This is a genomic window from Pseudomonas maioricensis (assembly GCF_022790535.1).
Classification (GTDB): Bacteria; Pseudomonadota; Gammaproteobacteria; order Pseudomonadales; family Pseudomonadaceae; genus Aquipseudomonas; species Aquipseudomonas maioricensis.
This window is the reverse complement of sequence record NZ_LOHG01000013.1, coordinates 47771-60339: the sequence shown is the minus strand read 5'-3', so window position 1 is coordinate 60339 and position 12569 is coordinate 47771. Positions and strand designations below refer to the sequence as shown.

Below are 12569 nucleotides of genomic sequence, written 5' to 3'. Positions count from 1 at the left end.
CTTGCTCGCGATGGCGTCAGCACAGGCGATATGTTCATCGACTGACAGATCGAATCGCGAGCAAGCTCACTCCTACAGGCCCGAGTTTGCAGCCCGACACATGGCCTCAGTCACGCCTGAAGATCGCCCTGCATTTCATCGAGCAGGTCCTGAATAGCATCGAGTCGGTCTTCAGGGTCGTCGATTTCAAGCAGCTCGATCTTGTCCTCTTCGGTAAACGGCAGCAGATACGCCAGCTGATTGGCTAACGACCACTGACCATTGGCCTTGAGCCCCATGTTCAACGCCTCCACCATAGGGTGCTCGGCCAGGGCGGCCAGCAGCGCAACCAGGTCAGCGTCTTCCTCCTGAAGCGGCCGCTCCTGTGGTTCATCCAGCCACTGCACCTGAGCGACCAGCAATTGATCGCGCTGAGTTTCAGCGCTGAGTACCCGGAACCGTCGTCCGCCTTCAACGCGGATCCCAAGCAAGCCGTTGTCCTGGCTCTGGAAGTCACGCACCAGCGCCTCACAACCGATCAATGAATAACCGCTGGGGGCATCGCCGACTTCCCCGCCCTCCGTGATGCACACGATGCCGAAACCCTCGCCCTGCTTCATGCAGCGCCCGATCATGTCCAGGTAGCGCGCCTCGAACAGCTGCAGATCGAGGATGCACCCCGGAAACAGCACAGCGTTAAGTGGAAACAACGGCAATGTCATACACATGCACCTTTAAACGACCAAAGACACCGCCAACGGCAGAAACAAAGCCGTGGCGACACCCATCAAACTCATCCCCAGTGCAGCGAAAGCACCGCACTCCTCGCCTTCCTGCAATGCAATCGAAGTGCCGACTGCATGCGCTGCCAGCCCCAGCGCCATGCCCCGGGCAGCTGGATTATCGACCCGCGCCAGCGTCAGCAGACCCGGCCCGAAGATGGCACCCAGTACACCGGTAATCAGCACGAACACCGCAGCCAGTGCTGCAACACCACCGATCTGCTCGGCAACCAGCATGGCAATAGGTGAGGTCACCGACTTCGGCGCCATTGTCATCAGAATCATGTGATCAGCACCGAACCACCAACCCAGCAGCAGACACAGGCCGGTAGCGAAAACGCCACCCACTACCAGCGTAGTTAAGGTCGGCCATAACAACTGACGAATTCGGCGCAGATTCAGATAAAGGGGAACCGCCAGGGCCACGGTGGCCGGACCGAGCAGGATACTTAGAATCTCGGTGCTCTTGCGGTACTCGGCATAGCTCACACCACAACTGATCAGTACGCCAATCAGCACCAGCATTGAGATCAACACTGGCTGCAGGAACACCAGACGAGTCTTCTCATAAGCGGCCAGCGCCAGTTGATAAGCCCCCAAAGTGATTGCGATACCAAATAGCGGATGATGAATCACCGACATCCCGGCGCCATACCAATCAAGCGTCATGATGGCTCCTGGCACGAGCCTGACGCTCGATCAACTTCTGCATGAGCCAACCGGCAAAGGTCAACGCAATCATCAGCGACAGCACCAGCGCACCGACAATCGCCCAGAAATCTTCGGCGATGGCGGCGGCGTAGACCATCACCCCAACCGCCGGTGGCACCAGCAGCAACGGCAGGTAACGCAGCAGACTGCTGGCGGCCTGACTGATCGGCTCGCTGACTTCGCCGCGCACCATCAGGAACGCCAGCAACAGCACCAGGCCGATAATCGGCCCAGGCAAAATAGACAAGATCAAATGATTCAGCGCGGTGCCGAGCAGTTGAAACAGCACCAGCCAGGTCAGGCCCCTTAGCAACATAGAACGCTCCAGCAAATTCGCGGGGCCATTATAAGCACCTTGTACGGCTATGGGCGGGCATTCGCGACGCTGCGCTTCCTTGACCAATCCCACACTCTCTGCTGATCTTGGTGTCGCAAGCACAGGCAAAATCCTACGCATTAAAAAGCAAAAAGCGACAACAACATCGAAGACAAGGAGAGTGAGAATGCCTTTTGTACCTGTTGCAGAGCTCAAGGACTACATTGGCAAGGAGTTGGGACACTCCGATTGGCTGACCATCGACCAGGTACGTATTAATTTATTCGCCGAAGCCACCGGCGACTTTCAGTTCATTCATGTCGACCCGGTCAAGGCTGCCCAAACGCCATTTGGCGGGACCATCGCCCACGGCTTTCTGTCGCTGTCGTTGATCCCCAAACTGATGGAGGATCTGCTGGTGCTCCCCGAAGGTTTGAAAATGGTGGTGAACTACGGCCTGGACAGCGTCCGTTTCATCCAGCCGGTAAAAGTCGACTCACGCGTTCGTCTAAAAGTCGCACTCACTGAAGTGACCGAGAAAAAGCCCGGCCAATGGCTGCTCAAAGCCACGGCCACACTGGAAATAGACGGTCAGGAAAAACCTGCTTTCATCGCCGAACCGTTGTCGATGTGCTTCGTGTAACACTGCCAAAACACGAAACAGTCATTACTGACTGTTTCGTCGCCAATACTCGCTACGGCATACTCCCTGCGGCTGTGCATAGAACGTCCTGATCGTCGCCTGCACGCCTGAAATCATATTGTTCGGGATTGACCATGCGCGCGCTTGTTCCTTTGGCTCTGACTATTCTTCTCGCTGGCTGTGGCGACGGCGAACCGCTGTCGCCTCCCGACGCTCGCCTGCCAGACGGCGGGCGCTATCGTGGCGACGTGGTCAACGGTTTATTGCAGGGTCAGGGTCGTATCGACTACCCCAATGGCAGCTGGTACGCAGGCGACTTCCAGAACGGCCTGTGGCAAGGCCATGGGGAATGGCATGCCAGTAACGGCGACACCTATAAAGGTGGTTTCGCCAACGGACTTTTCGATGGCCAAGGCACACTGGTCACCAGCGGCGGCGTTTACGTCGGCGGCTTCAAGCAAGGGCGACGCGACGGCGAAGGCACACTCAAAGAGAAGGGCCTGACGTATCGCGGTGCCTTCAAGGCTGATCAATACGATGGACTGGGCCGAATCGAACTCGATGACGGCAGCCAGTATCAAGGCATGTTCTCTCGTGGCAAACCCAACGGCGAAGGCTTGCGCAGCGACGCCAGCGGAAACCAGTTCAGTGGCAAGTTCGTCAACGGCAAACTGGAAGGCAACGGCAGCTTTACCAGCGCCGAAGGCGACCAATACGTTGGCGGCTTTCGCAACAATCAACTGGATGGTCGCGGCCGTTACGAAAACAGCGACGGCGATGTCTGGGTAGGCCAGTTCAGGGCCGGTGCACTGAACGGCAAAGGCGAACTGATCGGAGCCGATGGCAGCCGTTATCAGGGCGAGTTCACCAATTGGCGATTTACCGGACAGGGCCGCTTGAAGCTTGCAGACGGCAGCACCTACGTCGGGCAATTCGCCGATGACGCCTACCAGGGCCAAGGCGTCCTCACCCCGACTCAAGGCAGCGTTCAAAGCGGAATCTGGGCCAACGGCCAACTGATACGCGATGCCAAGGGCAAATTGCTCCCCGACACGCTGGAGGCGGGCTTGCTGGCCCAAGGCTCGCTGCTGGAGAAATCACTGGCAGCCGTTCCCAACTCAACACCCGCACTGGAGCTGTTCAGTCTGGTGGTCGGCGGTGACGGGAAACAAAGCGTGTTCCTGCGTGAGGCCGATTACGTGAATAACCTGCTGGGTTCGCGTTTCGGTGCCTTAGGGCAAATCACGCTGGTCAACCATCGCGACCACATGATTGATCGCCCGCTTGCGACACGGGAAAGCATCACTCGCGCGGTAAAGACTCTGGCGCAACGGAGCGGGCCAGAAGACCTGGTCTTCATCTACCTGACCAGCCACGGTACTTCCGAGCATGAACTGGTGCTGGATCAGCCACGCCTGGAACTGGCCGACCTGCCCGCCGATGAACTGGCAGAAGCGCTGGCACCGCTGAAGAATCGCGACAAAGTCATCGTCATTTCAGCGTGCTATTCAGGCGGCTTCATTCCTGCGCTCAAAGATGACCGCACACTGATCATGACCGCCTCCCGTGCTGACCGGGTTTCCTTTGGCTGCTCGGAAGAAGCTGACTTCACTTATTTTGGCGATGCACTATTTGCCAAGGCGCTGGTCGAAACCGATGACCTGCAACAAGCCTTCAGCGACGCCAAAGCATTCGTCGCAGAACGTGAAGTTGCAGATAACTATGAAGCGTCTGAGCCGCAGATCTGGGCACCCAAGGGCGTCATTGCGCGCTGGCAATTGCTACGCAAGAACCAGGCGGAACGGGCCCTGAACACCGCGATGATCCGCAAGGAAGCGAAGACTGCTGCAAGCCACTAAGCTGTCGGTATCAAGGGAGAATTTCATGTACTTGACGCCTCAACATATCCTGCTTGCGGGAGCTACCGGGCTCACCGGCGAACACTTGCTGGATCGCCTGCTCAACGAACCCACCATCACCCGGGTACTGGCACCGACTCGCAGGCCAGTACCTGAGCACTCCCACCTGGAAAATCCGGTCGGCGAACTGAGCGGTTTGCTGCCCGGCTTGAGTGGTCAGGTTGATATCGCTTTCTGCTGTCTGGGCACGACTATCAAACAGGCAGGCTCACAGGATGCGTTCAAAGCGGTCGATCTGGACCTGGTCGTAGCCTTTGCCAAACGCGCGAGAGAGCTGGGCGCGCGGCATCTGGTGGTCATCAGCGCTATTAATGCCGACCCTTCATCCGGCGTGTTCTACACCCGTATCAAAGGCGAGATGGAACAGGCGCTCATCGCTCAGGACTGGCCGCAACTGACCATCGCCCGCCCTTCATTGCTGGTGGGTAACCGCAGCGAACAACGTTTGGCCGAACAACTCGCAGCGCCGCTGGCCAAGTTGATCCCCGGCAAATACGGCGCGATTGAAGCATGCACCCTAGGCCGGGCGTTATGGCGGCTGGCGCTTGAAGAGCAGTCAGGCGTGCGGATTGTGGAGTCGGATGAATTGCGGCGGCTGGGGAAGTGATTTCCTGAAACCAACGCCCATCTCTCAAACAACTATCTGATTTGGAATACTTTCCTGTAGGAGCTCACGAGCACCGCGAAGCAGCGATGGCGTCCTGCCTGATAAACCGCTATCGCGGCCTCGCGGTGCTCGTGCGCTCCTACAGGCCTACCGTTTGCCACGAGACAGGGCGGTGCCGTGGCCAGCGGGGCAGCACCTACAGACCTGACAGCTTATAGAAAGCGACTTACAACCCACCACTCGCCTGAAACCCTACGCCTGCAGCAGTCAGCAGTGACAACGGCAGCAACAGGGTATCGAGCAGCGCGCTGCCCGGCAGGTCCAGCCCCGGATAGCTTGGGGCTTGCGCACCAAAACGGTCCATTGCACAGCACCCGCCCTGCATCGCATACAAGTCCAGTCGCGTACCGGCATACACCACCGGCGCGCCGGGCTGTGCGGCATTGAGCGTGCGGGCGGTGGCGCAGCCCGTCAGGCTCAAGGCCAGCGCAACCAGCAGCAGCTTACTCATCACCGCCCATGTGATGCTCGCCCCAACGCGGCAGCATGTCTTGAGGGATGTTGAGCAGATTAAGAATCCGCGCAACAACAAAGTCCACAAGGTCATCAATGGTCTGCGGCTGGTGATAGAAGCCTGGCGATGCAGGCAGGATCACCGCGCCCATGTTCGAGAGCTTGAGCATGTTCTCCAAATGAATACTGGAAAACGGCGCCTCACGCGGGACCAGAATCAACTGCCGACGCTCCTTGAGCGTCACATCTGCGGCGCGTTCGATCAGGTTGTTGCACGCGCCGGTCGCGATGGCTGACAAGGTACCTGTCGAGCACGGCACCACCACCATCGCAGCAGGCGAGCCGGAGCCCGAGGCGACCGGTGACATCCAGTCCTCCTTGCCATACACCCGAATCTGCCCGGCAGCAGCGCCGGTGTATTCGGTAAGGAAGGCCTGCATCATGGCCGACTTGGGCGGCAGCGAAACGTCGGTCTCAGTCGCCATCACCAACTGCGCGGCCTTGGAGATCAGAAAGTGCACTTCCCGATCTTCACGCACCAGACAGTCCAGCAGGCGCAAGCCGTACTGCGCGCCGGACGCACCGGTCATCGCCAGCGTGATACGTTCCGGGCCGCTCACTGCAACGCCTCGGCAAGTTTGCCGTGCAGGCCGCCGAAGCCGCCGTTACTCATGATCACCACGTGAGTACCGGGCTGAGCCTGGCTTTTCACCCGAGCAATAATGCCTTCCAGAGAATCACAGACTACCGCCGGTACCGAGCACTGCGCGGCGGTAGCGGCCAGGTCCCACCCGAGATTGGCAGGTGAGTACCACACCACCTGATCAGCCTGCTGCACACTTTCCGGCAAGCCGTCGCGGTGAGCGCCCAGCTTCATGGAGTTGGAGCGCGGCTCAATAATCGCGATTAGCGGTGCGTCACCGACTTTCTTGCGCAGGCCGTCAAGCGTGGTGGCAATGGCGGTCGGGTGATGAGCGAAGTCGTCATAGATGGTGATGCCGCGCACTTCGGCGACTTTCTCCATGCGACGTTTGACGCTTTTGAAGGCGCTCAAGGCTTCGACGCCCAGCGCGGGCACTACGCCAACATGGCGTGCGGCTGCCAAGGTAGCCAAGGCGTTAGCGACGTTGTGTTGACCGGTCATGCCCCAATCCACCGTGCCCTGTACTTCGCCTTGGAAGATCACTTCGAACTGCGAACCGTCCTCGCGCAACAAACGTGCTTGCCACTGACCGCCTTGGCCGGTGGTCTGCACTGGCGTCCAGCAGCCCATTTGAATCACGCGAGTCAGTGCAGGCTCGGTTGTCGGATGAATGACCAGGCCTTCGCTTGGGATAGTCCGCACCAAGTGGTGAAACTGGCGTTCAATAGCAGGCAGATCGGGGAAGATGTCAGCGTGATCGAACTCAAGATTATTGAGGATCGCAGTGCGCGGACGATAGTGGACAAACTTCGAACGCTTGTCGAAGAAGGCACTGTCGTACTCATCAGCCTCGACCACGAAGAACGGCGTACCGCCCAACCGGGCTGACACCGCGAAGTTCTGCGGCACACCACCAATCAGGAAGCCAGGACTCATGCCAGCGTGCTCCAGCACCCAGGCAAGCATGCTGCTGGTGGTGGTTTTTCCGTGGGTGCCCGCAACCGCCAGCACCCAGCGGCCTTGCAGTACGTGATCCGCCAGCCATTGCGGGCCGGACACATATGGCAAACCTTTATTGAGCACATATTCCACGGCTGGGTTGCCACGTGACAGCGCGTTGCCAATCACCACCACGTCAGGAGCAGGGTTGAGTTGCGCCGGGTCATACCCCTGCGTCAGCTCGATGCCCTGAGCCTGCAACTGTGTGCTCATTGGCGGATAGACGTTGGCGTCGGAGCCGGTCACCCGATGCCCCAACTCTTTAGCGAGCACCGCCAGAGACCCCATGAACGTGCCGCAAATACCAAGGATATGAATATGCATGACCACCTCTTAAAACATCCGCGCAGGTTAGCGCAGGGACGGTGAAATGGCACTTAGTATCAACAACCGGTAGGAGCGCGATTGCCCGCGATGGCGGCGTGTCAGCCTACACACATGTCGAAGTCGAAATTGCATGGCGGGCAAGCGCGCTCCTACAAAGGCGTATTTGCACCCTTTGCTCTACGCTTGAACAAGCGCACTATTCCGGAGCTACTGTCATGTCAGCTCTCCCACAACAAAAAATCAGGAGAAACCACCATGCGTTACGCACATCCCGGTACTGAAGGCGCTCTGGTCAACTTCAAGGAACGCTACGGTAACTATATTGGCGGCGAGTTCGTTGCGCCGGTCAAAGGTCAATATTTCACCAATACCTCCCCCATTACCGGCAAGCCCATTGCTGATTTCCCGCGTTCCACTGTCGAAGACATCGACAAGGCACTGGACGCCGCTCATGCCGCCGCCGACGCCTGGGGCTCGACTTCAGTGCAGGCACGCTCGCTGACCCTGCTGAAAATCGCCGACCGAATCGAGCAGAACCTCGAAATCCTGGCGATTACTGAAACCTGGGACAACGGCAAGGCCGTCCGCGAAACCCTGAACGCCGACATCCCGCTGGCAGTCGATCACTTCCGTTATTTCGCAGGCGTATTACGTGCGCAGGAAGGCACCGCAGCCGAAATCGACGGCAATACCGTGGCTTATCACATTCATGAACCGCTGGGCGTGGTCGGGCAGATCATCCCTTGGAATTTCCCGATCCTGATGGCGGCCTGGAAACTCGCCCCGGCCCTGGCAGCCGGTAACTGCGTCGTGCTCAAGCCTGCCGAACAGACTCCGCTGGGCATCAGCGTGCTGGTTGAACTGATCGGCGATCTGCTGCCGCCCGGAGTGCTCAACATCGTGCAGGGTTACGGGCGTGAAGCCGGCGAAGCGTTGGCCAGCAGCAAGCGTATCGCCAAAATCGCCTTCACCGGCTCAACCCCGGTGGGCTCGCACATCATGAAACTGGCGGCCGATAATATCATCCCGTCTACCGTCGAGCTGGGCGGCAAGTCGCCCAATATCTTCTTCGAAGACATCATGAGCGCTGAACCCGAGTTCATCGAAAAAGCCGCAGAAGGCGTGGTGTTGGCGTTCTTCAATCAGGGCGAAGTCTGCACCTGCCCTTCCCGTGCGCTGGTCCAGGAGTCGATCTATCCGCAATTCATGGAAGTGGTGATGAAGAAAGTCTTGAAGATCAAACGAGGCGACCCGCTGGACACCGACACCATGGTCGGCGCACAGGCGTCGCAGCAGCAGTTCGACAAGATTCTTTCGTACCTGGAAATCGCTCAAGGTGAAGGTGCCGAGCTGTTGACCGGTGGCAAGGTGGAAAAACTGGAAGGCGATCTGGCAACCGGTTACTACATCCAGCCAACGCTACTGAAAGGCAATAACAAGATGCGCGTGTTCCAGGAGGAAATCTTCGGCCCAGTGGTCAGCGTTACCACCTTCAAGGATGAAGCCGAAGCAGTGGCCATCGCCAACGACACCGAGTTCGGTCTGGGCGCTGGCCTTTGGACGCGGGATATCAACCGCGCGTACCGGGTGGGCCGTGCGATCAAGGCTGGTCGTGTGTGGACCAACTGCTATCATCTGTATCCAGCGCACGCGGCGTTCGGTGGGTATAAAAAGTCAGGCGTTGGCCGCGAAACCCACAAAGTCGCGCTTGAGCATTACCAACAGACCAAGAACCTGCTGGTGAGCTACGACACCAACCCGCTGGGCTTTTTCTAAGGCGGAAAATGAATGGCCTCTTCGCAGGCCATTCATGCCTGGACAGACCTCTATCGCACAAACCCGCGACCTGTAGGAGTGAGCTTGCTCGCGATTGCGTCAGGTCAGTCGTGAGCTTTGCGACTGAGACACCCTATCGCGAGCAAGCTCACTCCTACAGGAGGATGGGGCACCAAATTGGTTCACAAACCGCCGCCACCCAATGCATTCACGACACGCCACCCCCGGTAATTGGCACCTTGCCCCGTGATGGAGTATTAATTGCTTACTTTGCTGCATTCGCTCCGCACTTGAACCGGGGCGTCATGGAGATTGTGTATGGCAAGCTTTTCCCACTCCGTCGGCGCACAGACGTATCGCTTCGATAACCTCAAGGACGTGATGGCCAAGGCCAGTCCGGCGCGTTCGGGGGATTTTCTGGCGGGCGTAGCGGCGTTGAATGACGGCGAGCGGGTTGCCGCGCAAATGGCGCTGGCAGACATTCCCCTCAAGCACTTCCTCGAAGAAGCGCTGATTCCTTACGAGCAGGACGAAGTCACCCGGCTGATCATCGATACCCACGACAAGCAGGCTTTTGCCCCTGTAAGCCATTTGACCGTGGGCGGCTTTCGCGACTGGCTGCTCAGCGACAAAGCAGACGAAACCAGCCTGCGCGCACTCGCCCCCGGCCTGACACCGGAAATGGCAGCCGCCGTGTCGAAGATCATGCGCGTTCAGGACTTGGTACTGGTGGCGCAGAAGATTCGCGTGGTCACCAAATTTCGCGGCACACTTGGCCTGCGCGGTCGTTTATCGACACGCTTGCAACCCAACCACCCGACGGACGAACCTTCCGGCATCGCTGCAAGCATTCTCGACGGCCTGCTGTACGGCAACGGCGACGCCATGATTGGCATCAACCCGGCCACCGACAGCACCTCGTCCATCGTCGCGCTGCTGGAAATGCTCGACGCGATCATCCAGCGCTACGAAATCCCGACTCAGGCCTGCGTGCTGACCCACGTCACCACCTCGATTGAGGTCATCAACCGTGGCGTACCGGTGGACCTGGTCTTCCAGTCGATTACCGGCACCGAAGCGGCCAACTCCAGCTTCGGCATCAACCTGAATCTGTTGCAGGAAGGCTATGAAGCTGGCTTGAGCCTCAACCGAGGCACGCAGGGCCAGAACCTGATGTATTTCGAGACAGGGCAAGGCAGCGCCCTGTCGGCCAACGCGCATCACGGCATCGATCAGCAAACCTGTGAAACCCGCGCCTATGCAGTGGCCCGCCACTTCAACCCGTTTCTCGTCAATACCGTGGTGGGCTTCATCGGCCCGGAATACCTGTACAACGGCAAGCAGATCATCCGCGCCGGGCTCGAAGATCACTTCTGCGGCAAGCTGCTGGGCGTGCCCATGGGTTGTGACATCTGCTACACCAACCACGCCGAAGCCGACCAGGACGACATGGACACCCTGCTGACGCTGCTGGGCGTGGCTGGCATCAACTTCATCATGGGCATCCCCGGCTCCGACGACATCATGCTCAACTACCAGACCACCTCGTTCCATGACGCACTTTACGCCCGGCAGACTCTCGGCCTGCGGGCTGCGCCGGAATACGAAGCATGGCTGGAAAAAATGGGCATCTTCACTCAGGCCGACGGCCATGTGCGCTTTGGTGAAAGCCTGCCACCCGCCTTCCGTCACGCATTGGCGCATCTGGGATGAGTGAGGAAACCATGAGCGAACTGAACGACGCTTCCGATAACACCCTCGACAACAGCCCAAACCCCTGGCTGGAGCTGCGCACCCTGACACCCGCACGCATTGCCTTGGGTCGCACCGGCACTAGCTTGCCGACCCGTGCACAGCTGGATTTCCAGTTTGCCCATGCCCAGGCCCGGGACGCCGTGCACTTGCCGTTCGATCACGCGGCGTTAAGCGAACAACTGGCGGCCAAAAACCGCGAGACCCTGTATCTGCACAGCGCCGCAGCGGACCGGGACAGCTATCTGCAACGCCCGGATAAGGGCCGACGCCTGGACGAAGCCTCCGCACAAACCCTGCGTGACTATGCATCGGCTCATCCTGGTGGAATTGATATAGCCGTGGTGGTTGCCGACGGCCTGTCTTCACTGGCGGTGCATCGTCACACCGTGCCATTTCTGGCGCGCATGGAGGAGCTGGCCAGCGCCGAAGGATGGACACTCTCTCCGGTTATTCTGGTTGAACAAGGTCGTGTGGCCATTGCCGACGAGATCGGCGAACTGCTCGGCGCAAAAATGTCAGTCATCCTGATTGGCGAACGCCCCGGCCTGAGTTCGCCCGACAGCCTTGGCCTGTATTTCACCTATGCGCCCAAGGTTGGCCTCAATGATGCGCACCGCAACTGCATCTCGAATGTGAGACTTGAAGGGCTGAGTTACGGGCTTGCCGCGCACCGTCTGCTTTACTTGATGCGAGAAGCCTCCAAACGGGGGTTGTCCGGGGTTAATCTCAAGGACGATGCACAGCTCAATAGCCTGGAATCTGACGAGCCGCTCAACACGAAAGGTAACTTTCTACTCGCGGGCCCGTCGGACTGAGCATTAGATTGTGCTTTCTAAACTCATTCGCCAGCATCGGGCAAGCAGCCTGATTGAACATTCGTCATCGAGAAGTTGAGGCCCAACCATGCGGATCATTAAAGCCACACTGGAACACCTGGACCTGCTAGCCCCGCTATTCGTCAAATACCGGGAATTCTATGGCGAACTGCCGTTCCCCGACTCTTCCCGCGCCTTCCTCGAAAAACGCCTGAGTCGGGATGAATCAGTGATCTACCTGGCGCTGGCTGCCGATGATGACAAAAAGCTGCTGGGCTTTTGTCAGCTCTATCCAAGCTACTCGTCACTTTCGCTGAAACGCGTGTGGATCCTCAACGATATCTATGTGGCCGAAGACGCTCGTCGCCAACTGGTGGCCGACCACCTCATGCGTACCGCAAAGAAAATGGCCAAAGACACCCAGGCAGTCCGCATGCGCGTGTCTACCAGCAGCAACAACGAAGTGGCGCAAAAGGTCTACGAATCGATCGGGTTTCGCGAAGACACCCAGTTCAAGAATTACGTCTTGCCGATCAGTGAGGATTGAAAAAACGGTTATAGGAATCTCCCTGGTGGGAGCGAATTCATTCGCGAAGGCGGTAGCGCAGGCGACACAAATGCATTGAATGTACCGGCCTCTTCGCGAATGAATTCGCTCCCACGAGTGCGGTGTCAGGCTCAAGATGAGCTTTGCCACATGACAACAGGCACCGAATTCCGCCGTCACTCCTTGTGGGAGCAGAGCTTGCTCGCGATTCAGGCGCTGAGTTACGTCAGACAGACC

At 58.5% G+C, this 12569-nt stretch carries 13 protein-coding genes; 7 read left to right on the top strand and 6 right to left on the bottom strand.

The annotated features are described in order from the left end of the window. Nucleotides 1-110: 110 nt before the first annotated feature. The 3 genes from AUC61_RS19560 to AUC61_RS19550 are packed head-to-tail and all read right to left on the bottom strand — an operon-like array spanning nt 111 to nt 1788. The gene (locus tag AUC61_RS19560; protein WP_243247819.1) at nt 111-701 is read right to left on the bottom strand and encodes an LON peptidase substrate-binding domain-containing protein; all 591 of its coding nucleotides are present in this window, start codon (nt 699-701) and stop codon (nt 111-113) included. A 12-nt stretch (nt 702-713) separates the two neighbouring features. Beyond that, on the bottom strand, nt 714-1430 hold the full coding sequence (locus AUC61_RS19555) for an LrgB family protein (protein ID WP_243247818.1): 717 nt from the start codon (nt 1428-1430) through the stop codon (nt 714-716). Further along, nucleotides 1420-1788, bottom strand: coding sequence for a CidA/LrgA family protein (locus tag AUC61_RS19550; RefSeq protein WP_243247817.1), 369 nt, complete (start codon nt 1786-1788; stop codon nt 1420-1422). The genes AUC61_RS19555 and AUC61_RS19550 overlap by 11 nt, the downstream gene beginning before the upstream one ends. A gap of 187 nt (nt 1789-1975) precedes the next feature. Between AUC61_RS19550 and AUC61_RS19545 the strand changes: the two genes are divergently transcribed. The 3 genes from AUC61_RS19545 to AUC61_RS19535 all read left to right on the top strand — a co-directional run bounded on the left by AUC61_RS19545 (nt 1976) and on the right by AUC61_RS19535 (nt 4957). Then, nucleotides 1976-2431 carry a MaoC family dehydratase gene (locus AUC61_RS19545; protein WP_243247816.1) on the top strand — a complete coding sequence of 152 codons (456 nt, stop codon included), beginning with the start codon at nt 1976-1978 and terminating at the stop codon, nt 2429-2431. A 134-nt stretch (nt 2432-2565) separates the two neighbouring features. Further along, on the top strand, nt 2566-4290 hold the full coding sequence (locus AUC61_RS19540) for a C13 family peptidase (RefSeq protein WP_243247815.1): 1725 nt from the start codon (nt 2566-2568) through the stop codon (nt 4288-4290). Nucleotides 4291-4315: 25 nt separating this feature from the next. Next, nucleotides 4316-4957: an oxidoreductase gene (locus tag AUC61_RS19535; protein ID WP_243247814.1), complete on the top strand. Its 642-nt coding sequence runs from the start codon at nt 4316-4318 to the stop codon at nt 4955-4957. A gap of 226 nt (nt 4958-5183) precedes the next feature. Here AUC61_RS19535 and AUC61_RS19530 read toward each other — a convergent pair whose 3' ends face one another. The 3 genes from AUC61_RS19530 to mpl are packed head-to-tail and all read right to left on the bottom strand — an operon-like array spanning nt 5184 to nt 7436. Beyond that, complete coding sequence (locus AUC61_RS19530) at nt 5184-5468, bottom strand: YceK/YidQ family lipoprotein (protein ID WP_243247812.1); 285 nt, start codon at nt 5466-5468, stop codon at nt 5184-5186. After that, nucleotides 5461-6090, bottom strand: coding sequence for a flavin prenyltransferase UbiX (gene ubiX, locus AUC61_RS19525; RefSeq protein WP_122662432.1), 630 nt, complete (start codon nt 6088-6090; stop codon nt 5461-5463). Before ubiX ends, AUC61_RS19530 begins: the two co-directional genes overlap by 8 nt. After that, the gene (gene mpl, locus AUC61_RS19520) at nt 6087-7436 is read right to left on the bottom strand and encodes a UDP-N-acetylmuramate:L-alanyl-gamma-D-glutamyl-meso-diaminopimelate ligase (protein WP_243247810.1); all 1350 of its coding nucleotides are present in this window, start codon (nt 7434-7436) and stop codon (nt 6087-6089) included. Before mpl ends, ubiX begins: the two co-directional genes overlap by 4 nt. Nucleotides 7437-7694: 258 nt before the next feature. Between mpl and exaC the strand changes: the two genes are divergently transcribed. The 4 genes from exaC to AUC61_RS19500 all read left to right on the top strand — a co-directional run bounded on the left by exaC (nt 7695) and on the right by AUC61_RS19500 (nt 12332). After that, entirely contained in the window at nt 7695-9215 is a 1521-nt protein-coding gene (exaC, locus tag AUC61_RS19515; RefSeq protein ID WP_243247809.1) for an acetaldehyde dehydrogenase ExaC, read from the top strand. A 318-nt stretch (nt 9216-9533) separates the two neighbouring features. Next, nucleotides 9534-10928 (top strand): ethanolamine ammonia-lyase subunit EutB, encoded by a 1395-nt coding sequence (locus AUC61_RS19510; RefSeq protein WP_243247808.1) that lies wholly within the window; start codon nt 9534-9536, stop codon nt 10926-10928. Between the two features lie 11 nt (nt 10929-10939). Further along, complete coding sequence (gene eutC, locus AUC61_RS19505; RefSeq protein WP_422765513.1) at nt 10940-11785, top strand: ethanolamine ammonia-lyase subunit EutC; 846 nt, start codon at nt 10940-10942, stop codon at nt 11783-11785. 88 nt (nt 11786-11873) lie between these two features. Continuing rightward, nucleotides 11874-12332, top strand: a complete 459-nt coding sequence (locus tag AUC61_RS19500) for a GNAT family N-acetyltransferase (RefSeq protein ID WP_243247806.1) — start codon at nt 11874-11876, stop codon at nt 12330-12332. Nucleotides 12333-12569: the final 237 nt, after the last annotated feature.

Excerpts from the sequence above, each read along its gene's own strand:
- AUC61_RS19560 (WP_243247819.1), bottom strand. The coding sequence starts at position 701 with ATGACATTGCCGTTGTTTCCACTTAACGCTGTGCTGTTTCCGGGGTGC.
- AUC61_RS19555 (WP_243247818.1), bottom strand. The coding sequence starts at position 1,430 with ATGACGCTTGATTGGTATGGCGCCGGGATGTCGGTGATTCATCATCCG.
- AUC61_RS19550 (WP_243247817.1), bottom strand. The coding sequence starts at position 1,788 with ATGTTGCTAAGGGGCCTGACCTGGCTGGTGCTGTTTCAACTGCTCGGC.
- AUC61_RS19545 (WP_243247816.1), top strand. The coding sequence starts at position 1,976 with ATGCCTTTTGTACCTGTTGCAGAGCTCAAGGACTACATTGGCAAGGAG.
- AUC61_RS19540 (WP_243247815.1), top strand. The coding sequence starts at position 2,566 with ATGCGCGCGCTTGTTCCTTTGGCTCTGACTATTCTTCTCGCTGGCTGT.
- AUC61_RS19535 (WP_243247814.1), top strand. The coding sequence starts at position 4,316 with ATGTACTTGACGCCTCAACATATCCTGCTTGCGGGAGCTACCGGGCTC.
- AUC61_RS19530 (WP_243247812.1), bottom strand. The coding sequence starts at position 5,468 with ATGAGTAAGCTGCTGCTGGTTGCGCTGGCCTTGAGCCTGACGGGCTGC.
- mpl (WP_243247810.1), bottom strand. The coding sequence starts at position 7,436 with ATGCATATTCATATCCTTGGTATTTGCGGCACGTTCATGGGGTCTCTG.
- exaC (WP_243247809.1), top strand. The coding sequence starts at position 7,695 with ATGCGTTACGCACATCCCGGTACTGAAGGCGCTCTGGTCAACTTCAAG.
- AUC61_RS19510 (WP_243247808.1), top strand. The coding sequence starts at position 9,534 with ATGGCAAGCTTTTCCCACTCCGTCGGCGCACAGACGTATCGCTTCGAT.
- eutC (WP_422765513.1), top strand. The coding sequence starts at position 10,940 with ATGAGCGAACTGAACGACGCTTCCGATAACACCCTCGACAACAGCCCA.
- AUC61_RS19500 (WP_243247806.1), top strand. The coding sequence starts at position 11,874 with ATGCGGATCATTAAAGCCACACTGGAACACCTGGACCTGCTAGCCCCG.